This is a genomic window from Streptomyces sp. NBC_01232 (assembly GCF_035989885.1).
Taxonomy (GTDB): domain Bacteria; phylum Actinomycetota; class Actinomycetes; order Streptomycetales; family Streptomycetaceae; genus Streptomyces.
In genome coordinates, this window is record NZ_CP108518.1 from 1,049,618 (window position 1) to 1,068,716 (window position 19,099).

Genomic DNA, 19,099 nt, shown 5'->3' on the forward strand with positions numbered 1-19,099 from the left:
TGACCTCCTGGGGCGAACTGATGTGCCCCGTAGAACATAGGTGAGCACAGCAGCAACTCGCTTGGGATCAGCGACAGTTGGCGCAAATCTGCATGGCCGGTCGGCATACGCCGGTGCCGGGCGGACCACTGCGGCCCGCCCGACACGATCGGCAGTGTCGGCGCTGCCGGCGCCATCGGCGGGGCGGTCCTAGTCGCGGACGAGGAGCAGTACGGCGGCGAGGACCACGCCGAGGGTGACGGCCAGGGCGCCGTGCGCGAGGCGGTGGCTGCGCAGGACGGGCAGGAACCGGTCGACGGCGTACCGTCCGGGGCCGGTGAGGGCGAGGGCGGCGGCGCCCGCGGTGAGCAGCAGCTCGTACTCGATGCCCTTCGGGGCGAAGAAGGCGTCGGCGCCGTGAACGGCGATGGCGTTGATCAGGGTGCCGACGATCGCGGCGCCGGCGAGCGGGGTGAGCAGGCCGAGGGCGAGGCCGAGCCCGCCGAGCGTCTCGGTGAGGCCGGCGAGGACCGCCATGGCGTCACCGGCGGGGTAGCCGCTGGCGGTGAAGAACTGGCCGGTGCCGCTGATACCGCCGCCACCGAACCAGCCGAACAGCTTCTGCGAGCCGTGCGCGGCCATGGTCAGGCCGAGGACGAGGCGCAGGAGCAGCAGGCCGGTGTCGTGACCCGGGGTGGAGAGGACTGCGGGCCGGGGGTGCGTGGCCGGTGCGGTGGCCTGGGGCTTCGTCGCGGTGGCGGAGGGGCTGGTCATCAGGGGGGGTCCTTCCGGTCGGGCGGCCCGGGGGGGCAGGGGCAGAGTTGTTCAAATTCGAACCGCTGACCGCGACCCTAACCACTGATTCAAATTGGAACAACCCGTGTAGGGTGGGGCCATGGCTGAACCGAGATGGCTGGACGACCGCGAGATGCGCGCCTGGAGCGGTTTCCTCGCCGCGTCGGCGCTGGTGAACCGGCGTCTCGACCAGCAGCTCAAGGACGATGCCGGGCTCTCGCACCCCCAGTACGAGATCCTCGTACGCCTCGCCGCGGCACCCGGGCGCGAACTGCGGATGACCGAGCTCGCCAACGGCCTGATCAACTCCAAGAGCGGCCTGACCTACCAGGTCACACAGATGGAGAAGGCCGGTCTGGTGCGCCGCCGCAGCTGCCCCTCCGATGTGCGCGGCGTCTTCGCCGTCCTCACCGACGCCGGCAGCGCCAAGCTGGAGGAGGCCGCCCCGGGCCACGTGGCGACCGTCCGCGAGATCCTCGTGGACGTCCTGACCCCCGGGCAGCTCGACGCGCTCGCGGACGGGCTGGGCGAGGTCGGGCGCCGCCTGCGCGGACAGGGCGCCCAGGTGGGTCCGGACGCCGGCCAGGTATCGAAACCCGATATCGGGGTATAGGGCCGCCATGGACGGAAAGGTCTGGCTCGCCCTGGGCGTGATCCTCGCAGTGGGGCTCGCGATCGCCGCGGCCGTGCTGCTGGTACGGGTCTTCGCGGCGCGGAAGCTGCTGCTGGATTCGGGCATCCCCCTGCAGGACAAGGCCCTGTTCTGGGCCGCCGTCGTCTACACGATCTCGCCCGTGGACCTGATTCCCGACCCGGTGTACCTGGACGACGTCGGGTTCCTGCTGCTGGCGCTGCGCTCGCTGCATGCGGCGGCAGGCGCCGTCCGCACCTCGAAGGATCCGGGCGCCATCGTCTGAGCCGGACGGTCAGACGTGCTGGTCGAAGAGGACCGGATTGCCGTCCGGGTCGAGGATGAGGAAGCTCCCCGGACCCGATCCCGACTCGTCGACCTCCGTCAGGAACTCCACCCCTCGCGCCTTCAGCCGCCGCTGCACGCCGCGGATGTCGGTGAACGAGTCGAGCGCGCTCGCGTTGGCGTCCCAGCCCGGGTTGAAGGTCAGCATGTTCTTCTCGAACATGCCCACGAACAGCCCGATCACGACATCGCCGTTCTTGAGGATCAGCCACTTCTGCTCGGGGTTCCCGCCGGAGACGGTGAATCCGAGATTCTCGTAGAACGCCTTCGAGGCGTCGAGGTCGCGCACGGTAAGGCTCACGGAGAAGGCGCCCAGATCCATGCGCACCAGCCTGGACGCCCCCGGATCGGGCCGCAACTCCGGCCGAGGGAGGCCGGCGCGCGGTCAGCGGACGCCGTGGGGGCGGAACTGGATGCTGATGCGGGGGCCGACGGCCCGCGCCGACTTGGGCACGGCGTGCTCCATGGTCCGCTGGCAGGAGCCGCCCATGACCACGAGGTCACCGTGCCCCAGGGGCAGCCGCAGCAGGGTGGCCCCGCCGTCCCGGGGGCGGAAGGCGAGATCGCGCGGGTCACCGACGGACACGATGGCCACCATGGTGTCCTCGGTCGAGGAGCGGCCGGTCCGGTCCCCGTGCCAGGCGACGCTGTCGCGGCCGTCGCGGTACAGGCACAGCCCGGCGGTGGTGAAGGGCTCGCCCAGCTCGGCGGCGTAGTGGCCGGTCAGCGTCTCGCGGGCGGCCGTGAGCGAGGGATGCGGCAGGGGCTCGGCCTCGCCGTAGAAGGCGAGCAGCCGGGGCACCTCCACCTCGCGCTCGTACATCTGGCGCCGCTCGGCCCGCCAGGGCACGTCGGCGGCCAGCCGCTCGAAGAGCGCGTCGGCCCCGCTCAGCCAGCCCGGCAGGTGGTCGACCCAGGCCCCGGCCCCGAGCCGGGTCCGCCGCATGCCGTCGAGCGGACCCGGCACGATCTCGTCGCCCTGGTCGAAGAGGGAACCCTGGAGGCCCTGGACTGCGTGCATGACCCCAGCCTAACCCCATGAACCGAACATGTGAGCGAATCAATCGCGCTGCGGCGGCGGCCGGTGCAGGCCGAAGGGCGTGCCCTGGTCGTCGTGGCACAGCCGGAAGCGGCCGAACCGGGCGATCGACTCCTCGCCGCTCCCCGGACCGGCCTCGTCGACGGAGCCGCCGAGCGCGCGGACCCGCTCGAGGGCCGCGTCCATGTCGTCGACCGCGAAGAAGAGGTACGGGCGGGCGCCGGGGTCGTCGCCGTGCAGTCCGCCGGGGACGTTGGGCGTCCGGATCGCGAAGCCGCCGCCGTCGCTCGGGCCGGGCTCGAACGCCCAGCCGAACAGGCCGCCGAAGAACTTCCGGGCCCGCTCGCCGTCGCCCACGCCCAGCTCGAAGAAGGAAACCTCACCGGCCATCGTCGGCTCCCGTCACTCGCCCGTGGTCCCACGGTAGGTCCGGCCCCGTCCCGACGCACCCGGCCCCGTAGGGCGGGTCGGGCGGCGGGACGGGCGGCACAGCACGGTGACCGCCACCGAGATACCGGCGACAACGGCTATCGCGGTGCCCGGGGCGAGGTACTGGGCCAGGCCGCCGGCCATCGCGGCGCCGAGGCCCTGCCAGGTCATCCGGCCGGCCGACTCGACCCCCTGGACCTGGCCGCGGATCCGGTCGGGAGTCTGTTCGAGGAGCTGTTCCTGGAGGGGCAGGGTGGCCGCGAACCCGGCACTGGCGACGAACACCGCGACCGCCAGGACCGGGACGGGCGGATGGACGGCGAACAGCAGGAAGGGGACGGCGAGCAGCAACCGCAGGGCGAAGGCGCAGCGGCGTCGCTGGCCGGCGTCGAGCAGCCGGCCGACGGCCAGGTCCCCGAGGAGCATGCCCGCCGCCCCGGCGGCGAGGAAGGTGCCCGCGTGGCGGGGGTCGTAGGAGATGAACAGGGCTTCGCAGCCGACGATCAGACCGTTCGGGACCCACAGGTTCAGCAGCAGCGTCCGGCGGCCGGGGTGGGAGAGGAGTTCGGCGTTCGTCGTCCAGGTCCGGCGCAGGCCGGGGCGGCGGGTGGGCCGGATCGAGTGTTCCCGGACGGTGGCCGCCACCACGGCCGAACCGAGGGCGGTCAGGGCAGCCGCGACGGCGAAGACGCCCTGCGGGCTCAGGTGCCGCAGCAGCACGGCTCCGACGGCGTAGCCGGCGATCGCCGTACCGCCCGAGGTGATGTTCATCAGCGAACGGGCGGGCGCGTAGGCGCTGATGGGTACGACTTCGGCGAGGAGCCCAAGCCGTGTGCCGGTTCCGAGGGACTGGAAGAGGCCCAGCGTCAGCAGCAGGGCGAACCGGGCAGCGAGCGGCAGCCCCGGTACGGCCTGGGCCCCGACTCCTGCCAGCGAGGCGAGTTGGAGCACGACCAGGGTGCGGTGGGGCCGTTTCCCGTCCGCGACCGACATCAGCGTCAGTGCGCCGAGGACCGTCGCGAAGGTGGCGCCGTACATGCTCACGGCCGTCAGGAACGGGGAGCCGGTCTGCCGGTCGACCAGGGTGCCGAGCGCGATCCCGGACAAAGTGCTCGCGGCGACGGTGAGGGTGAAGCCGGCGTAGAGGCCGCTGAACTCCTTGTTGCGGAGCAGCTCCCGGTAACCGGTGGAGGGGGTGGTGGAAGGGTCGGCGGCAGGACTCGTGCAGGGATGTGAGGGCATGAAAAAAGCCTCCGGACACATGCACGGGGCACGCACGCCGAAGGCCAGCGGAGCCATTCTAGCAGTCCTGGCCGTCCAGTTGGTGGACTCTGCCGGCTCCCCCGAACGGACCGAAGCCGCATTACCGCAGCGTAGGCGTGTGATCAGAGACTCACGGTCTTGGCCGCAGGCCCGGCGCACGGTAGCGTCACGGCGACATTTCCACATAGCGACGACGGCGAGACGGAAGTCCGGTGTGAATCCGGCATGGTCGCGCCACTGTGTGCTGCGACGGCACCCCCCGGGGTGGCGACGCGGCGAGTCAGACCCGAGGACCGTCGTCCTGCACCACCATATGGGACGCGTTGTTCCCCGAGGAGGTTCCATCATGGCCGAGGCTGTTGCTTCCGCTGCTGTATCCACCCCCGCCGGCTCCCTGTCGGCCCCGCTGCCCGTGCGCGCCGTCCTGCCCTGGGCGCTCTTCGTCGGTCTCCTGATGCTCGTCGCCCTGTACTTCGTCGGTGCCGAACAGGGTGCGACGGCCGTGTTCGCCGGCGAGGGCGTGCACGAGTGGGTGCACGACGGTCGTCACCTGCTCGGCTTCCCCTGCCACTGAGAGGCCACGCACATGTACGCCTCCACTGTCAGAGGTCTGCTGGTCCGCGGCATGCTCGCGGGCCTGATAGCAGGACTGTTCGCCTTCGCCGTCGCCTACGTGGTGGGTGAGCCGCCGGTACGCGGTTCCATCGCCGTGGAGGAGGCCCAGGCCGCCAAGGACGCCGCGAGCGCCCCGAGCGGTCACGCCGGCCACGGTGGTGACGCCACGTCGGGCGCGGCCGCCGAGGAGGAGGAAGAGCTGGTCAGCCGACCGGTTCAGTCGACCCTCGGCCTGGCCACGGGTGTCCTGGTCTACGGGGTCGCGCTGGGCGGCATCGCCTCGCTCGCGTTCTCGTTCGCCCTCGGTCGCGTCGGCGGGTTCAGCCCGCGGGCCACGGCGGCACTCACCGCGGCGGGCGCCTTCGCCACGGTCTACCTGGTGCCGTTCCTCAAGTACCCGGCCACCCCGCCGGCGGTCGGCAACCCGGACACCATCGGACAGCGCACCACGCTGTTCTTCCTGATGATCCTGCTCAGCGTGCTCCTCGGCGTCGGCGCGATCATCCTCGGGCGGCGGCTGGCACCGCGCCTGGGCAACTGGAACGCGACGCTGGCCGCGAGCGGCGGCTTCATCGTCGCCGCCGCCGTGGCGTTCGTGTTCCTGCCGGACAACAGCGACGCGGTCCAGCCCGGTTTCCCCGCAGCCCTGCTGTGGGAGTTCCGGGTCGCCTCGCTGGCCGTCCAGCTGGTGCTGTGGGCGGTGTTCGCCGTCGTCTTCGGTGTGCTCGCCCAGCGGCTCCTGGCCGCGCGCACCGCTGGTGCGGACGTCGCGGCTGCGGATCAGCAGAAGGCGCCCGCCCTCGGCTGACGCCACCCGCCACGCCTTCGTGCCCGGGTTCCGCCACCCCCTCGTGGGGCGGCGGGGCCCGGGCACAGGTGCGTACGGGCAGCACGCGCCGGCGGGCCACCGCCTGCGCTCCGGGAGAAAGATCTGGCCCGTGGCGGTGGGGAGCGCTACGATCATCGTGATGACCACTCATTCTGCTGTTCACAGATTGGGGGTCCCCACCACGCAAGGTGAGCGCTGATGCTCACTCAGAACGTGCAGGGGAATTCCCGCCTTTCCTTCTGGCTCCGCGTACGCGAGTACGCCGTGCCGGCGTCCATGATCGAAACTGCGACCGCCCGCCGCTCCGCCGGTGACTGGGCCGGTGCGTGCGCCGCCGCAGGCATCGACGTCGATTTCAATCTGCGTTACCTGGCGCGCTCGCGCGGCCACGACCTCGCGGCCCGGATCCGGGCCGATCTCCGCCATCTGGCTCCCGACCTGTTGCGCTGGCACATGCCGCGCATCGCTCCCGACGGACTGCTGCGCCCCGGGCTGACCGTCCCACTGGCCCGCTACGACACGGCATCACAAGGCGATCCACGCCCCGTGCACCTCGTGGCGCGGACTCCGCCCGCGTGGGCGGACGGTGGCCAGCGGATCAGCCTCGCCCTCTGGGACGGCTCCCGCTCCGAGGCCGGCCCCTGGGGCGATCCGCGTCGCCGGGCCCGTCCCGACCGGCGGTTCCGCTTCGACCTGCACCGTCATCTGTGGGACGCCCGCAGGACCGACGAGCTGCGGGTCCGCGCCGGGGCCGACGTGCTGCCCGGCAACGGCCTTCCCGAGCCGGACCCCGAGCTCCTACGGGCCCTCCCGCCGGGGCACCGGTGCGCCGTCGACCGGTGGGCCGCCGAAGCCGGAATCCTGCTCCGCGCCGAGGGCCGGCACACCGGCGGCCTCGTCGTGCGGCTGGGAGCCCGGCAGCGGCTGCTGCTGGACCTGGTCGCGGACGGCCCGGGCCCTCCCGTCCTGCGGATCGGGGCGCCCGCCGACGGCAGCGCCTCCGCGCTTGCGGTACTCCCCGACGCCGCGACGTGGACCCTGCCCGACCTGGAGCTGATCCGCGACGGATCGATCGAGGCGGGCCGGCTGCACCCGCTGGTCGCCTCGGCGCTGGTACCCGACCGTGCGCCCACCGGGCCGACCGCGACCGCGGACCGCGCGGGCGGGCCACGCGTCGTCGAATGCCGGGGAGATCTGCACCGGATCGGTCTGGTCGACGGGGTGCTGGCACCACTGGACCACGACCCGGCCGAGATCCGCCGGGAGGAGCTGCTGGCCGCGCTGACCGGCACTCCCCTGCCCTGCATGCAGGCCATCGACGCGGCGCACCGTCAGCCGGACTGCCTGACCGGGGTCCGCGAACGGCTGGACCACGGCGACATCGCCGGTGCGCTCGCCGTGGTGGAAGGGCTGCTCGGCCCCGACGCCCTGCTGCGCGCCGGGGCGCTGCGGGACGAGCTGGAGGCGGCCGCGCTACGGCGGGTCACCTACGGGCTGTTCCGGTCGGGCCTGACCGGACCCGCACCCGGCCGGACCCGCCCGCGCGACCGCCGCCCGCGCGACCACCGGCTCCACCCGCGCCAGGCACAACGCCGCTGACCCGGGGGCCCGTTCCCCGGGCCCGCCGGACCACACCCTCTCCACGAACCCACAGGTGATCACCCATGCCCTCGTACACCCCGTTCGCATCCGCCGGTACCTCCGACCGGCCCGGCAACCCGGGCATCCCCGGCATCCCCTCGGAGACGGTCCACGGGCACCCGTCCCGGCTCGCCGTCGCCGACGAGTTGCTCACCCTGCTGCGCGACACCACCACCGAACCGCGCCCCGACGACCAGCTGGAGGCACTGACCCTGGCCGTGGCCGCCGACCTGCCGGTACTCCTGTGGGGTGAGCCCGGCATCGGCAAGACCGCGGCCCTGACCCAGCTCGCCGAAGCGCTGGACCTGCCCCTGACCACGGTGATCGCCAGTGTGCACGAGCCGTCCGACTTCTCCGGTCTGCCGATCGTCGGGGACGATCCCGCGGAGCAGGGTGTCCCGATGGCCCCGCCGGACTGGGCCGTGCGGCTCGTACGGGCCGGGCGCGGGCTGTTGTTCCTGGACGAGCTGTCCACCGCACCGCCGGCCGTCCAGGCCGCTCTGCTCCGGCTCGTGCTCGAGCGGCGGATCGGCTCGCTGCAACTGCCGCCCGGGGTCCGGATCGTGGCCGCGGCCAACCCGCGGGGCTCGGCCGCCGACGGCTGGGAGCTGAGCCCGCCCCTGGCCAACCGGTTCATCCACCTCCAGTGGGCCCACGACCACGACGTCGTGATCCGCGGGCTCGGCGGGACCTGGCCCCGGGCGACGCTCCCGCACCTGGACCCCGCGAAGCTGCCGGCCGCCGTGGACCACGCCCGCCGTGCGGTGTGCGGACTCCTCACCACCCGCCCGGCGCTCGTGCACCGGCTGCCCAGCACCGAGACCCGCCGGGGCGGCGCGTGGCCGTCGCCCCGCAGCTGGGACATGACGATCCGGCTGCTCGCCTTCGCGGAGGCGGCCGGATCCTCCAGGGAGGTGCTCTCCATGCTGGTCAGGGGGGCGGTGGGGGACGGTCCGGGGCTGGAGCTGCTGGCCTGCCTGGACCGGATGGACCTCCCCGACCCGGAGGAACTGCTCGCCGACCCGGCGGGCGCCGACCTCCCCGAGCGCGGAGACCGGCGCCAGGCCACGCTCGACGGGGTGGTGGCGGCGGTCCGCAAGCGCCCGGACAAGGCCCGCTGGGACGCAGCGTGGGCGCTGCTGGTGCGGGCGCTGGAAACGGGCGCCCCCGACCTGGTGGTCGTCCCCGCGACCACGCTCGCCACGCTGCGCCAGGAGGACTGGGACGTTCCGGAGGCCATCGAGCGGCTCGCCGGAGTGGTGACGCTGTCCCGGCGGGCGGACCTCTCGGCGGAGCGTGCGGCCGCGCGCACCGCAGACCCCGTGGGGGCCGGCCGATGAGCGCCCGCCCGGCGGGGGCACGTACGGCGCCGGCACACGACACGGGAGCACTTCCGGCGGAGCCATCCGTGGCAGGGGCCCTGGATCTGGAGAAGCTCTTCGCGGCCCGGCTGCACGCCGCCCGAGTACGGCCCTACCTGGCGACGGCGCTGTTCGCCCTGCACACGGTGGAGTCACGGCGGGTTCCGACGATGGCCGTCGACCGGCACTGGCGCTGCTACGTCTCGCCCGGGTTCGTGGACCGGACACCGGTCGAGGAGCTCGCCGGGGTCTGGGTCCACGAGGTGTCCCACCTGCTGCGCGACCATCACGGGCGCGGTGACCGGGTGGCACGGGAGCGCGGGCTGACCGGCCCGGGGGAACGGCTGCGGATGAACATCGCCGCCGACTGCGAGATCAACGACGACGTGTACGGCGAGGGGCTGGTTCAGCCCGAAGGGGTCGTGACACCGGAGTACTTGGGGCTGTCCCCGGGACAGCTCATGGAGGACTACCTGCGCCAGTTCGGGCTCGGGGCCCGGACCCAGGACCTGGTCTGGCTGGACTGCGGCAGCGGCGCCGACGGCCTGGAACGCGCCTGGGACCTGGGGCCGGACGGAGCGCACGGGCTCAGCGCGCAGGAGCAGGACGCGGTGCGGTTCCGGGTGGCGCAGGGGATCAACGGCCGTCCGGGCACCGCCCCCGCGGGGTGGCGGCGGTGGGCGGAGGAGGCCTTCCACCCGCCGCAGCCCTGGCGGGAGCTGCTGGGGGCGGCCGTCCGGTCCGCGGCCTCCGGGGCGGGTGCGGGCGAGGACTACAGCTACGCCCGGCCGTCGCGGCGCTCGGCCGCGGTGCCCGGGGCCGTGCTGCCGAGCCTGCGGCGCAGACCGCCCCGGGTCTGTGTGGTCATCGACACCTCCGGTTCGGTCAGCGACGACGAACTGGGCAGTGCGCTGCTGGAGGTCGCGGCGATCGCCCGCGCCGTGGGCGGCCGTAGCGACATGGTCAGCGTGGTCCCGTGCGACGCGGCGGCCCGTATCGTGCACCCGCTGTGCACCGGCGAGGGAATCCCGCTGCTGGGCGGCGGGGGTACGGATCTGCGCACGGGCTTCGCCAAGGCCCTCGGTACGGGGCCCCGGCCGGACGTGATCGTGGTCCTGACCGACGGGCAGACGCCCTGGCCGGCCGGCCGGCCGCCGTGCCGAACGGTGGTGGGGCTCTTCCCCCGGCAGCGGGCGGGCCGGTGGAACGAGAACGATCCCGACTACGTGCCGGACGCGCCGCCCGCCTGGGCGCGTGTGGTGACCATCGGTTCCGGCTCCCGCTGACCCCGTACGCGGGGCGGTGGATCCGGCGCGGAGGCGGGGCGGCGGCCGAACACCCGGGGGCCGAATGTGACGGAAGCGGGCCGGACAGGATACGAAGACCCTCGTGAACGAAGAACCCCAGGCAGCGACCGTCCGCGTGTTCATAGCGCTCGCCCCGCCCGACGACGCGAAGGAGGAGCTGGAGCAGCGGCTGCTGCCCGCCTACGCCGCGTACCCGCGCATGCGCTGGAACCGCATCGAGGACTGGCACATCACCCTGGCCTTCCTGGGCGAGCTCCCGGTCAGCGCCGTCGCCCTCCTGGAGCCGCCGCTCGCCGGCCTCGCGGCGACCAGGCCGCCGCTGCGGCTCGGGCTGCGCGGCGGCGGGCACTTCGACGAGCGGGTCCTGTGGACCGGAATCAACGGAGACCTCGAAGGACTGCACCTCCTCGCCGCCGACGTACGGACCGCGGTCACCGACTGCGGCATCCCCTTCCACGGCCGGCCGCTGCGCCCCCATCTGACACTGGCCCGCGCCCGGCGCCACGACACCACCAGCGCGGTGGAGGCCGCCGCCGGGCTCGACGCCTTCACCGGCCGCCGGTGGGAGGCCGGGCGGCTGCACCTCGTCGGGAGCAACACGGGCCGCGGCCCCGGCCCCATCCACTACCGCGACATCCGCGCCTGGCCCTTCGACGGCGCGAACTGAGCCCGGCGGCGCCGCTACGCTGACAGGTCTTCCGGACAGCGAGGGGGCCGCGGGGTGACGGCGCAATCATCGGACGGGGCCGCGCGGCGGGCCGAGCGGGCGGACGAACGCAGGATGGCACTGGCCCGCGAGTGGGACGAGCTGGTGGAACGGGTGCGGGGGACCTCCGGCTTCGAGGACTTCCTGCGGCCGCCGGGGCTCGACGACCTCCTTCCGGCCGCGCGGGGCGGCCCCGTGGTCCTGGTGAACATCAGCCGCTGGCGGTGCGACGCCGTCATCGTCACCCTCCGGGGCGTCCGGGTCACCCCACTGGGTGACCTCACCTCCGCCGAGGTCCAGCAGCGCGCCGAGGGCTACCTGGCACTGCTGCGGGCCGTCGAGCAGGCGGTGCGGGAACTGCTCCTCGCCCGGCGGGCGTTCGAGAACAGCGCGCCCACCCTGGAGGCGACCCGGCGCCACTCCGCCGCGAGCCGCGCCCTGCGGCAGGCCCGCGACACCATGGAGTCGGGGCTGACGGACCTCGCCGCGTGGATGGGGGACCGGATCACCGGCCCGGCCCTGGAGACCCTCGGGATCCATGACGCACCGGCGCCGGGCGAGGCGTACCCCCGGGTGTGGTGGTGCCCCACCGGGCTGCTCAACCTGCTGCCGCTGCACGCCGCCGGGCACCACTCCCCCGCGCCCGCCGGCGTCGCCCCGCGCACGGTCATCGACCGCGCCGTGTCCTCGTACACCCCGACGCTGCGCGCGCTCCTGGAGGCGTCCCGGCCGGGCCGCCCGCCCGGCCACGGCGACCCGCGGATGCTGGTCGTGGCCCTGGCGGAGACGCCCGGCGAGCTTCCCCTCCCCGCGGTGAACACCGAACGCGACCTGCTGACCGGCCTGTTCGCGGACCGGCACACTCTGCTGGAGGGCAGGGCCGCCACCTGGGACGCCGTGCGCGCCGGGCCGGCCCGCCACCCCTGGGTGCACTTCAGCTGCCATGGCGACCAGGACCTGTCGGACCCCTCCCGCGGCGGGCTGCTGCTCAGCGACCGGGTCCTGACCGTCCAGGACGTCGCCGCCGGGCACCACCGGGGGGAGTTCGCCTTCCTGTCAGCCTGCAAGACGGCGACCGGCGGACTGACGCTGACCGATGAGGTCATCACCCTGGCGGCGGCACTCCACGATCCTGTACACCGGATACCGGCACGTCATCGGCACCCTGTGGTCCGTCTACGACCGGTCGGCCGCGGCCGTGTCCGCCACGGTGTACGAGGAGCTCACGGCGGGCGGGCGCTTCTCCCCGGCCCGGTCCGCGCACGCGCTGCACACCGCGACCCGGCGACTGCGTGACGCCGAGCCGGACCGGCCCAGCGCGTGGATGCCCTTCGCGCACATCGGGCCGTAGCCGGCGTCGCACGGACACCCTGCCACCACCCTTCACCCTTCCGCACTCCACCAGTTCCACGTTCCGAGGAGCCTCATGGGCGTCACGCCCCCACCCGGCCCGCAGCCCCTCGATCTGCCCTACGAGGAGATCACCGCACCCGAGTACGCGGCGCTCGCGGCCGCCCTCTTCACTCTGGAGGAGGGCGGACCGGACGTGACGGTGCTGCGCGGCAGCTGCCCGAGGTGCGGGGCGGTCCTGGAGGTTCCGGTGGCGGCCCAGGTGTTCCGGCGCCTTCGCCTGATCCCCTTCCAGGACGTCGTCCGGCGCCTGCGGGCCGCGCCCCGGGCCGGCGATCGCGTCGAACCGATGCTGTGCACCTGCGAGGACACGCATCCGGGCCGTCCCGAGGGGCGGGCCGGGTGCGGCGCCTACTGGACGCTGCTGCTGACGGAGGAGCCGGGGTGACCGGCGCCGCTCCCCCGCCGCCGCGGGCCTCAGCCCCACTCCGCGCCGATCCGGCCGAGCCGGTCGACCACCTGCGGGTCGGGCGATGGTTGCCAGCTCGTGCGCCGCAGCGACGGTACGGAGTTCGGACCCATTCCCCCGGGTGCGCTGCCGGACGGCTACCAGATTCCAGCAGGCGCCCCGAAGTCCGTTCAGACGGACATTCGTTGGGGTCTGGTACAGCTCGGCACCCCCTATCAGTGGGGCGGGATTTGCTCCGCTCCTCGGGGACGGACCCGAGGGGGCGATGCGACTGCTCCTCCCTCATGCAGATGGCCCACCAGGCCGGCGGCGTCTCACTCACCCGCACCCCTACACCCAGGCCAACGAAGGGGCCGTGGTGAGCACCGACGCCCTTCGGGCGGGGAAACGTGATCAGTTCCGTCAATCTCTTCGGGATCATGGCGCCTCGCAGTTTCAGAACGACTGGTTGAACTGGCTCGGCGACAGGTTCGCCCGGCGGGCCACTTCCACGGACAGGTCTGCGTCCGGGTGATCGGCAATCCACTGCTGGATCTCGCGCATCACTGGCCGGTGCGCGACCTGCGCTTGCATCTGGGCGCTGAACTGCCACTGCCCACCAGAGCGGCGCAGGAAGCCTTGCTGCACTGACCTGGCGCGGAGCTGTCCTGGGGCTGATGCTCTTCCTGGTGATCCGCCCGGCCGTCGGCTGGGCCGTCCAGATGCGGGGCCATGCCACGGGGAAGGAACGAGTCGTCATTGCGGTGTTCGGTCTCCGGGGCGTCGGCTCGTTCTTCTCTCTTGCGTACGCTCTGGGCCAGGCCGATTTCGCCACGCCCGCGCGCGAGCCGTGGGCCGTGGGCCGTGGGCCGTGGGCCGTGGTGACGTTCACCGTGTTGCTCTCGGTACTCGTGCACGGCGTCGCAGCGACACCCGTCACGGCCCGGCTTGACCGCTCGTCCCCGGATCGATGACCGATCAAGGGCTCAGGGCCGAGAGCGTGGGGTGGCAGTGCCCCTGCCGATCCGACTCGGGTCGGGTCGGGAAGGGCCGTGCGCCGCAGTTGTCAGCTCGGGGTGCGGCCCGGGTCCGAGTGCGGGTAGAGCGGGGCGACGGTCGCCCAGTACCGGTCGAGGTGCGCGTCGGCTGTCTTCAGCGCTTGATTGCCGGCCAGGTCGAGGAAGGCGGCATGCAGACCGACCACACGCTCGTGACCCGCGCCGGCCCCGGCCATGGCGGGTGTCCGGCGCCAGGGGGCGCGGGCGGCACTGGCACCGTGTCCGCTGTTGCGTCGGGCGCGGGTGTACCACCACCGCCCCGTGAGGACGCCGGCGGCGACAGCTGCGGCGGCCAGGACGTGCAGACCGTGTTGCACGGCCATGGCTTCCTCCACGAAAGGAGCGTTGTCGGTAGGGGTGCGTCGGGCGGGCGGTGCCGGCCGGCTCGGGGAAGGTGGCCGGCACCGCGGCTGATCAGCCCGGCCAGGTGCCTGTCACACGCCGAATCGTCACAGCCCCCGACCGGTCGACCGAGGCCTTGACCACGGCGAAGATCGCCCCCTGGATGGCTGCGGCGAGCAGGATCTGCTTCCAGGTCCGGTCCTCGTCGGTGGCGTCAGGAGCATCGCCCTCGCCCTCGATGAGCTTCCACGCCTGCTTGAAAGCAGCGCCTGCGATCGCGCCGCTGAGGGCGCCCAGGGCCAGCCCAACAGGCTTGTAGGCGATCTTGGATGCCTTCATCGGCGACGTCCCCGGCTGCGGCGGACCAGTAGGAAGACGGCTACGGCAGCTCCGACCACCAGGAGCGGGGTGCGGTTGGCGCGTGCAGCCGTCGCTGCCTGCCCGGCTCGTTCCAGAAGCGGGTCGGGCGTCTTGTCCGTCGCGTACTGGCCCGCCTTGGCCGCACTTTCCCGTACATGTGCTGCGGCCTGCGCGGTCTTCTCCAGGAGCGGGTCGGGGGTCTTGTCCTTCACCGCTTGGACGGCCTGCCCCGCCGTCTCGCGGATCTGTTCGGAGACCAGCGCTGCCTTCTCGGCGGCCTGGCCCTTGACAGCGGCCGTCTTCTCCTTGGCCTGGGCCTTGATGTCGGCCTTCGCGGCGAGGGCCTCGACGGTCCGGCCGAGCTCGTCGCGGGTGCGTTCGACCTGATCGCGCAGTTCGTCGGAGCCGGGGCCGTCAGGGGTAGGGGCGGGGGTGCCGATGTTGGTTCGGGCGTCGTCGTTCATCGGTGTGCCTTCTCCTTGATCTCGGCCAGGTCGGCCCTGACGCTGTCGATGGTCTGCCCGGGAGCCGGGGTACCGGCCCGAGCGATCTGCTTCCTTCCGGCCAGGCCGGTCCCGGCCGCCACGATCCCCAGGGCCGCGGTGATGAGGAGGGCGGACGCCCACACCGGCAGGACCAGCGCGAGAGCGGCAATACAGGTTGCCGTCAGCGCCTGGAGTGCCAGAAGGCCGATGACTCCTGTGGCGCCGAAGAGGCCGCCGCTCTTCCCGTAGCGCTTGCCCTTCTGGGTCATCTCCGCCCGGGCCAGTTGCATCTCCTCACGTACCAGCTCGGATATCTGCTGCGAGGCGCGGGAAACCAGGACGCCCACCGAGTCGTCGGCGGCGTGGGGCTGCCGCTCTACCGTGCTCATGATGGGGACACCTTGCCTTTCGTCAATCGGCTGGAACGGGCGACACGTCAGTCGGGTCCTCTGCTCAGCGCCGGTGGTGTCCTGGATGGGGGCGTCGGCGCTGCGCGTGACCGAGTCGATGCCGTTCTGGGTTCAAGGGTGGTCATGTCGTCGTCACGGCGCGCCTACCCCGCAAGCACGCTGGCACCCGCGCGGCAACCGGCGTTGTACGAAAGGTGACTCGACAGCAGCCCGGGGGCGACCTCACACGACCATGGTGTGCTGGGCCGCGCCCTCGGTCGGCGGCCGCAGTCGGCGCCGGAGGGGCCGTGCCGTGCTGGTCTCACGGCGAGCCGTGTTCACGCATGAGTCGGTGCTCCGCCCGGCGGCGGTCGCCGTCGCTCCACGCACGGGTGTCGCGGGGCTCGACGTAGGGTTCGTCGTCCTCCGGCAGTCCGCCGGCGATCGCGCGCTGCCTGGCCATTTCCGCGTCGAACTCCAGCCCGAGGAGGATCGCGAGGTTGGTGATCCACAGCCACACGAGGAAGATGATCACGCCGGCGAGCGTGCCGTAGGTCTTGTTGTAGGAGGCGAAGTTCGCGACGTAGAACGCGAAGCCTGCCGAGGCGGCCATCCAGATCGCCAGCGCCAGGAGGCTGCCCGGTGTCACCCACGTGAAGCCACGGCCCTTCGCGTTCGGGGCGGCCCAGTAGAGAATCGCGATCATGATCGTGACGAGGAGGACCAGGACCGGCCACTTCGCGATCGCCCACACGGTCAGGGCGGTGTGCCCGATCCCCAGGGCAGTGCCGGCCTGCCGGGCGAGAGAGCCGGAGAAGACGACGATGAGCGCGCTGGCACAGGCCAGGACCATCAGCGTGACGGTGAGGGCCAGGCGCAGCGGGAGGACCTTCCAGACGGGGCGGCCTTCGGGCATGTCGTAGACGGCGTTCGAGGTGCGGATGAACGCGGCGATGTAGCCGGACGCCGACCACACCGCGACGACGAGGCCGACGACCGCCAGGAGCGATCCGACGCCGGAGTGGCCCTGGAGCTGCTGCACGGCGTCGGTGATCACGTCCCGCGCCGAGCCGGGTGCCAGTTTCTCCAGGTTGTCGAGGACCTGCTTGGTGGCGGACTCCCCCGCAAGGCCCAGCAGGGACACCAGCACGAGCAGGGCGGGGAAGAGGGCGAGGACTCCGTAGTAGGTCAGCGCTGCGGCTCGGTCGGCGAGCTCGTCGTCCTTGAATTCCTTCACGGTGCCGCGCAGGACAGCCTTCCACGACCGCTTGGGCAGCTCGGTGGGCCGGTCGGGTGCCCGCTCCTCCACCTGCGGGTCCGGGCCCGCCGAGTTCTCGTGGCGGGTGTCCCCGGGATCGTCGTCTCCGCCTGGTCCTGGCTCGGGTAGGGGCGTGGGTGTCATATCCTGCGGCTTTCCACCGCGGCGCCACTCATGTCCGCGGGGGCACACGAGAACCCGGGCCTTGCCTGCAGTGGCGTCTGGATTGCCCACGTCTCGGTGGGGGCCGGCTGCCGCACCTGCCTGCGGCGCGACACCAGGACAGGGAGCCGGCGGGGCCGGGGTCCTCGGCCAGCTCCACCAGTTCACCTTCCGAGGGGCCTGCCAGCCGGACCCAGGCGAACTCGCCGTCGCCCATGTCCCGCAGTCGCTGGCGTACCGGGCGATCGAATTCCTGTCCGGGCACATCCCGGACCCCTCGGGCCCGGGCGAGGAATGCCTGCTCCTCGTCCACATCCGCCAGGTCGTCGGCCAGGTCCGCTACAGGATCTGCCCCGACTGCGCCCGGGGTGTCATCGCCGCGGTCATCATCGACGAGCGCTTCCACAGCACCGGCCTGGGAACGCGGGCGCTTTCGCACCTGCGTTCCCGCCACCCGACGACTGCCTGGCGCAGCACTGCCACGAGGCGCACCGCACGCGATCTCCTGCGCCGCATGCGTATTCCCGCAATCACCTCCGGCACCGGCTGCGACCATGCGCGCCAGCCGCTGCTTGGCCCGGTGCCGGCCACTTCCTGACCAACAACCTGCCGTCTGTACGAAACTGCTGAACCGGACGGTCACCGCCCTTCTCCCGGGCCTGGTCCTCGAAGCCCTGCGCCGCGGCACCACCACGCCGCTGGCCCAACACGATGGCTGCGCCCTTGCCCGGTGTTCGGCGGGAGCCGCCGGCCCCCGGTGGTCCGACTGCTGCTGACGGCGAGCTCGCCCGCCGGAGCTGTCAGCCTCCCTCGGCCGCCGTGCGGGCCCGTACCTCCTCCGGGGTGAGGTAGTGGTCGGTGTACTCGAAGTCGCGCAGCGTCCCTGGTTTGTACGTCTGGAATCCGGTCCGGACGAAGTCGTCGCCGGCCACCGCGTTCAGGAGCCAGTTCGTCATCACCCGGGTCTTCGCGGCGCCGGTGCGCAGTGCCGCCCAGTGGTAGCCGCGGGCCACGGCCTGGGCGGGCATCCCGCGCAGGTCGATGCCGAGCGGCCGGGAGACGCCGTCGCGGCCGCCGAGGTCCACGACCAGTCCGAGGTCCTTGTGCACGTACGGGCTCAGCGGTGTGCCCCGCAGCGTGGCGACGACGTTGTCGGCGGCGACCTTGCCCTGGCGCTCGGCGTGCTGCGCGGTGGGCGGGCAGACCGCACCGTCCCCGCCGCCGGCGAGGTCGGGCACGGCGGCCGCGTCACCGAGAGCGAACGCCCCGTCCGCCCCCGGAACCCGCAGGTCCGGAGCGACGACGAGCCGGCCGCTCTTCGCGGTCTCGGCGCCCAGCGTGGCGACGAGCGGGCTCGCAGCGACGCCGGCGGTCCAGATGAGGGTGCGGCAGGGCAGCACGCGTCCGTCGGTGAGGGTGACGTCCTCGGGGCCCGCCTTGGCGACGGAGGCGCCGAGCGAGACCTCGATGCCCCGGCGGCGCAGCACGTCGAGGGCTGCCCTGCCCAGCCGGTCGCCCAGCTCGGGCATCAGCTTCGGGGCCACGTCCACGAGGTGCCAGCTGATCTCGCGCCGGTCCAGCCGCGGGTAGCGGCCGACGGCGTTCGTCGTGAGCCGCTGCAGGGAAGCGGCCGTCTCGGTGCCCGCGTAGCCACCCCCCACCACGACGAACCCGAGACGTGAGGCCCGCTCCGCCGAGCCCGGCGCGGCGGCGTCGGCCAGGTCTAGCTGGGCGATCACGTGGTCGCGCAGATGGGCCGCCTCCGCCAGCGTCTTCATGCCGCGGCCGTGCTCCGCCAGACCCGGGATGTCGAAGGTGCGGGTCACGCTCCCCGGCGCGAGCACCAGGTGGTCGTACGGCTGGTCCACCAGCTCCCCGGTGATCTTCCGGATGACGCAGACCTTGGCCCGGGTGTCGACGCCCACGGCCCCGCCGGGCACGATCCGGGTCCGGTGGCGGCGGCTGCGGCGCAGCGACACCGCCACGGACTGGGGGGTGAGCACCCCGGAGGCCACCTGCGGCAGCAGCGGCAGGTAGAGCTGGTAGGAGAACGGAGTTACCAGCAGGATCTCCGCCTCCCCGGGTGACAGCGTCCGCTCCAGGCGGCGAACGCAGGAGACGCCGGCGAAGCCCGCGCCGACGACCACGATCCTCGGTCGTGCCATGGTGTCCGTCCCTTCTCGGGTGTACGGGTCCCCTGCACGCCTTCCCCGGAAGGCCGTTCCATGCACGCGGAGAGCGGGGTGGACGGCTCGGCAGAGCCTGGACGGCCACCGAATGGCCCCGGCTGGCCCCGGACGTCTCCGC

24 protein-coding genes and 2 pseudogenes are annotated in these 19,099 nt (G+C 73.0%); 14 read left to right on the forward strand and 12 right to left on the reverse strand.

Annotated features, from left to right (window positions below; translation table 11 throughout):
- Nucleotides 1-189: 189 nt before the first annotated feature.
- Entirely contained in the window at nucleotides 190-753 is a 564-nt protein-coding gene (locus OG444_RS05035; protein WP_327260959.1) for a DoxX family membrane protein, read from the reverse strand.
- 121 nt (nucleotides 754-874) lie between these two features.
- On the opposite strand from OG444_RS05035, the gene OG444_RS05040 reads away from it, so the two are divergent.
- Both OG444_RS05040 and OG444_RS05045 read left to right on the forward strand, forming a co-directional pair.
- Nucleotides 875-1,387, forward strand: a complete 513-nt coding sequence (locus OG444_RS05040) for a MarR family winged helix-turn-helix transcriptional regulator (protein WP_327260960.1) — start codon at nucleotides 875-877, stop codon at nucleotides 1,385-1,387.
- A 7-nt stretch (nucleotides 1,388-1,394) separates the two neighbouring features.
- Nucleotides 1,395-1,691, forward strand: coding sequence for a YkvA family protein (locus OG444_RS05045; protein WP_327260961.1), 297 nt, complete (start codon nucleotides 1,395-1,397; stop codon nucleotides 1,689-1,691).
- A 9-nt stretch (nucleotides 1,692-1,700) separates the two neighbouring features.
- On the opposite strand, the gene OG444_RS05050 is transcribed toward OG444_RS05045, so the two are convergent.
- From OG444_RS05050 to OG444_RS05065, 4 genes are all read right to left on the reverse strand, one after another.
- Nucleotides 1,701-2,072, reverse strand: a complete 372-nt coding sequence (locus OG444_RS05050) for a VOC family protein (protein WP_327260962.1) — start codon at nucleotides 2,070-2,072, stop codon at nucleotides 1,701-1,703.
- 63 nt (nucleotides 2,073-2,135) lie between these two features.
- The gene (locus OG444_RS05055) at nucleotides 2,136-2,771 is read right to left on the reverse strand and encodes an alpha-ketoglutarate-dependent dioxygenase AlkB family protein (protein ID WP_327260963.1); all 636 of its coding nucleotides are present in this window, start codon (nucleotides 2,769-2,771) and stop codon (nucleotides 2,136-2,138) included.
- A gap of 39 nt (nucleotides 2,772-2,810) precedes the next feature.
- Nucleotides 2,811-3,179, reverse strand: coding sequence for a VOC family protein (locus OG444_RS05060; RefSeq protein WP_327260964.1), 369 nt, complete (start codon nucleotides 3,177-3,179; stop codon nucleotides 2,811-2,813).
- Nucleotides 3,180-3,191: 12 nt separating this feature from the next.
- Nucleotides 3,192-4,460: an MFS transporter gene (locus OG444_RS05065; protein WP_327260965.1), complete on the reverse strand. Its 1,269-nt coding sequence runs from the start codon at nucleotides 4,458-4,460 to the stop codon at nucleotides 3,192-3,194.
- A 367-nt stretch (nucleotides 4,461-4,827) separates the two neighbouring features.
- On the opposite strand from OG444_RS05065, the gene OG444_RS05070 reads away from it, so the two are divergent.
- The 10 genes and pseudogenes from OG444_RS05070 to OG444_RS05110 all read left to right on the forward strand — a co-directional run.
- Nucleotides 4,828-5,055: a CbtB domain-containing protein gene (locus OG444_RS05070; protein WP_030708804.1), complete on the forward strand. Its 228-nt coding sequence runs from the start codon at nucleotides 4,828-4,830 to the stop codon at nucleotides 5,053-5,055.
- A gap of 12 nt (nucleotides 5,056-5,067) precedes the next feature.
- Nucleotides 5,068-5,904 carry a CbtA family protein gene (locus OG444_RS05075; RefSeq protein ID WP_327260966.1) on the forward strand — a complete coding sequence of 279 codons (837 nt, stop codon included), beginning with the start codon at nucleotides 5,068-5,070 and terminating at the stop codon, nucleotides 5,902-5,904.
- Nucleotides 5,905-6,123: 219 nt separating this feature from the next.
- Nucleotides 6,124-7,524 carry a hypothetical protein gene (locus OG444_RS05080; RefSeq protein WP_327260967.1) on the forward strand — a complete coding sequence of 467 codons (1,401 nt, stop codon included), beginning with the start codon at nucleotides 6,124-6,126 and terminating at the stop codon, nucleotides 7,522-7,524.
- Nucleotides 7,525-7,589: 65 nt separating this feature from the next.
- Nucleotides 7,590-8,906 carry an AAA family ATPase gene (locus OG444_RS05085; protein ID WP_327260968.1) on the forward strand — a complete coding sequence of 439 codons (1,317 nt, stop codon included), beginning with the start codon at nucleotides 7,590-7,592 and terminating at the stop codon, nucleotides 8,904-8,906.
- Nucleotides 8,903-10,213 (forward strand): vWA domain-containing protein, encoded by a 1,311-nt coding sequence (locus OG444_RS05090; RefSeq protein WP_405787720.1) that lies wholly within the window; start codon nucleotides 8,903-8,905, stop codon nucleotides 10,211-10,213. The genes OG444_RS05085 and OG444_RS05090 overlap by 4 nt, the downstream gene beginning before the upstream one ends.
- Before the next feature lie 103 nt (nucleotides 10,214-10,316).
- A complete protein-coding gene (thpR, locus tag OG444_RS05095) occupies nucleotides 10,317-10,901 on the forward strand; it encodes an RNA 2',3'-cyclic phosphodiesterase (protein ID WP_327260970.1) in 585 nt (194 codons plus the stop codon).
- 531 nt (nucleotides 10,902-11,432) lie between these two features.
- Nucleotides 11,433-12,050, forward strand: a pseudogene (locus OG444_RS40730) (CHAT domain-containing protein); the annotation flags it as partial.
- Nucleotides 12,037-12,291 carry a CHAT domain-containing protein gene (locus OG444_RS40735; protein ID WP_405787723.1) on the forward strand — a complete coding sequence of 85 codons (255 nt, stop codon included), beginning with the start codon at nucleotides 12,037-12,039 and terminating at the stop codon, nucleotides 12,289-12,291. The pseudogene OG444_RS40730 and the gene OG444_RS40735, both read left to right, overlap by 14 nt.
- A 75-nt stretch (nucleotides 12,292-12,366) precedes the next feature.
- Nucleotides 12,367-12,738 (forward strand): hypothetical protein, encoded by a 372-nt coding sequence (locus OG444_RS05105; RefSeq protein WP_327260972.1) that lies wholly within the window; start codon nucleotides 12,367-12,369, stop codon nucleotides 12,736-12,738.
- 72 nt (nucleotides 12,739-12,810) lie between these two features.
- A pseudogene (locus OG444_RS05110) lies at nucleotides 12,811-13,144 on the forward strand (C40 family peptidase); the annotation flags it as partial.
- A gap of 50 nt (nucleotides 13,145-13,194) precedes the next feature.
- On the opposite strand, the gene OG444_RS05115 reads toward OG444_RS05110, so the two are convergent.
- Nucleotides 13,195-13,386, reverse strand: coding sequence for a hypothetical protein (locus OG444_RS05115; protein WP_327267073.1), 192 nt, complete (start codon nucleotides 13,384-13,386; stop codon nucleotides 13,195-13,197).
- A 29-nt stretch (nucleotides 13,387-13,415) separates the two neighbouring features.
- Between OG444_RS05115 and OG444_RS05120 the strand changes: the two genes are divergently transcribed.
- Nucleotides 13,416-13,712, forward strand: coding sequence for a hypothetical protein (locus OG444_RS05120; RefSeq protein ID WP_327260973.1), 297 nt, complete (start codon nucleotides 13,416-13,418; stop codon nucleotides 13,710-13,712).
- 92 nt (nucleotides 13,713-13,804) lie between these two features.
- Here OG444_RS05120 and OG444_RS05125 read toward each other — a convergent pair whose 3' ends face one another.
- The 5 genes from OG444_RS05125 to OG444_RS05145 form a co-directional block, all read right to left on the reverse strand.
- On the reverse strand, nucleotides 13,805-14,119 hold the full coding sequence (locus tag OG444_RS05125) for a hypothetical protein (protein ID WP_327260974.1): 315 nt from the start codon (nucleotides 14,117-14,119) through the stop codon (nucleotides 13,805-13,807).
- Nucleotides 14,120-14,210: 91 nt separating this feature from the next.
- Entirely contained in the window at nucleotides 14,211-14,477 is a 267-nt protein-coding gene (locus OG444_RS05130) for a DUF4235 domain-containing protein (RefSeq protein WP_327260975.1), read from the reverse strand.
- Nucleotides 14,474-14,962: a DUF3618 domain-containing protein gene (locus OG444_RS05135; protein ID WP_327260976.1), complete on the reverse strand. Its 489-nt coding sequence runs from the start codon at nucleotides 14,960-14,962 to the stop codon at nucleotides 14,474-14,476. The genes OG444_RS05130 and OG444_RS05135 overlap by 4 nt, the downstream gene beginning before the upstream one ends.
- On the reverse strand, nucleotides 14,959-15,372 hold the full coding sequence (locus OG444_RS05140) for a phage holin family protein (protein WP_327260977.1): 414 nt from the start codon (nucleotides 15,370-15,372) through the stop codon (nucleotides 14,959-14,961). Before OG444_RS05140 ends, OG444_RS05135 begins: the two co-directional genes overlap by 4 nt.
- Nucleotides 15,373-15,694: 322 nt before the next feature.
- A complete protein-coding gene (locus OG444_RS05145) occupies nucleotides 15,695-16,774 on the reverse strand; it encodes a YihY/virulence factor BrkB family protein (RefSeq protein WP_327260978.1) in 1,080 nt (359 codons plus the stop codon).
- An 82-nt stretch (nucleotides 16,775-16,856) separates the two neighbouring features.
- On the opposite strand from OG444_RS05145, the gene OG444_RS05150 reads away from it, so the two are divergent.
- Nucleotides 16,857-17,390: a hypothetical protein gene (locus OG444_RS05150; RefSeq protein WP_327260979.1), complete on the forward strand. Its 534-nt coding sequence runs from the start codon at nucleotides 16,857-16,859 to the stop codon at nucleotides 17,388-17,390.
- Between the two features lie 202 nt (nucleotides 17,391-17,592).
- Here OG444_RS05150 and OG444_RS05155 read toward each other — a convergent pair whose 3' ends face one another.
- Nucleotides 17,593-18,957: an NAD(P)/FAD-dependent oxidoreductase gene (locus OG444_RS05155; protein ID WP_327260980.1), complete on the reverse strand. Its 1,365-nt coding sequence runs from the start codon at nucleotides 18,955-18,957 to the stop codon at nucleotides 17,593-17,595.
- Nucleotides 18,958-19,099 lie beyond the last annotated feature (142 nt).

Coding starts and splice junctions, on each gene's coding strand:
- OG444_RS05085 (WP_327260968.1), top strand. CDS start 7,590: ATGCCCTCGTACACCCCGTTCGCATCCGCCGGTACCTCCGACCGGCCC.
- OG444_RS05145 (WP_327260978.1), bottom strand. CDS start 16,774: ATGACACCCACGCCCCTACCCGAGCCAGGACCAGGCGGAGACGACGAT.
- OG444_RS05040 (WP_327260960.1), top strand. CDS start 875: ATGGCTGAACCGAGATGGCTGGACGACCGCGAGATGCGCGCCTGGAGC.
- OG444_RS05065 (WP_327260965.1), bottom strand. CDS start 4,460: ATGCCCTCACATCCCTGCACGAGTCCTGCCGCCGACCCTTCCACCACC.
- OG444_RS05055 (WP_327260963.1), bottom strand. CDS start 2,771: ATGCACGCAGTCCAGGGCCTCCAGGGTTCCCTCTTCGACCAGGGCGAC.
- OG444_RS05125 (WP_327260974.1), bottom strand. CDS start 14,119: ATGGCCGTGCAACACGGTCTGCACGTCCTGGCCGCCGCAGCTGTCGCC.
- OG444_RS05105 (WP_327260972.1), top strand. CDS start 12,367: ATGGGCGTCACGCCCCCACCCGGCCCGCAGCCCCTCGATCTGCCCTAC.
- OG444_RS05135 (WP_327260976.1), bottom strand. CDS start 14,962: ATGAACGACGACGCCCGAACCAACATCGGCACCCCCGCCCCTACCCCT.
- OG444_RS05130 (WP_327260975.1), bottom strand. CDS start 14,477: ATGAAGGCATCCAAGATCGCCTACAAGCCTGTTGGGCTGGCCCTGGGC.
- OG444_RS05080 (WP_327260967.1), top strand. CDS start 6,124: ATGCTCACTCAGAACGTGCAGGGGAATTCCCGCCTTTCCTTCTGGCTC.
- OG444_RS05155 (WP_327260980.1), bottom strand. CDS start 18,957: ATGGCACGACCGAGGATCGTGGTCGTCGGCGCGGGCTTCGCCGGCGTC.
- OG444_RS05035 (WP_327260959.1), bottom strand. CDS start 753: ATGACCAGCCCCTCCGCCACCGCGACGAAGCCCCAGGCCACCGCACCG.
- OG444_RS05140 (WP_327260977.1), bottom strand. CDS start 15,372: ATGAGCACGGTAGAGCGGCAGCCCCACGCCGCCGACGACTCGGTGGGC.
- OG444_RS05060 (WP_327260964.1), bottom strand. CDS start 3,179: ATGGCCGGTGAGGTTTCCTTCTTCGAGCTGGGCGTGGGCGACGGCGAG.
- OG444_RS05050 (WP_327260962.1), bottom strand. CDS start 2,072: ATGGATCTGGGCGCCTTCTCCGTGAGCCTTACCGTGCGCGACCTCGAC.
- OG444_RS05090 (WP_405787720.1), top strand. CDS start 8,903: ATGAGCGCCCGCCCGGCGGGGGCACGTACGGCGCCGGCACACGACACG.
- OG444_RS05075 (WP_327260966.1), top strand. CDS start 5,068: ATGTACGCCTCCACTGTCAGAGGTCTGCTGGTCCGCGGCATGCTCGCG.
- OG444_RS40735 (WP_405787723.1), top strand. CDS start 12,037: ATGAGGTCATCACCCTGGCGGCGGCACTCCACGATCCTGTACACCGGA.
- OG444_RS05070 (WP_030708804.1), top strand. CDS start 4,828: ATGGCCGAGGCTGTTGCTTCCGCTGCTGTATCCACCCCCGCCGGCTCC.
- OG444_RS05045 (WP_327260961.1), top strand. CDS start 1,395: ATGGACGGAAAGGTCTGGCTCGCCCTGGGCGTGATCCTCGCAGTGGGG.
- OG444_RS05120 (WP_327260973.1), top strand. CDS start 13,416: ATGCTCTTCCTGGTGATCCGCCCGGCCGTCGGCTGGGCCGTCCAGATG.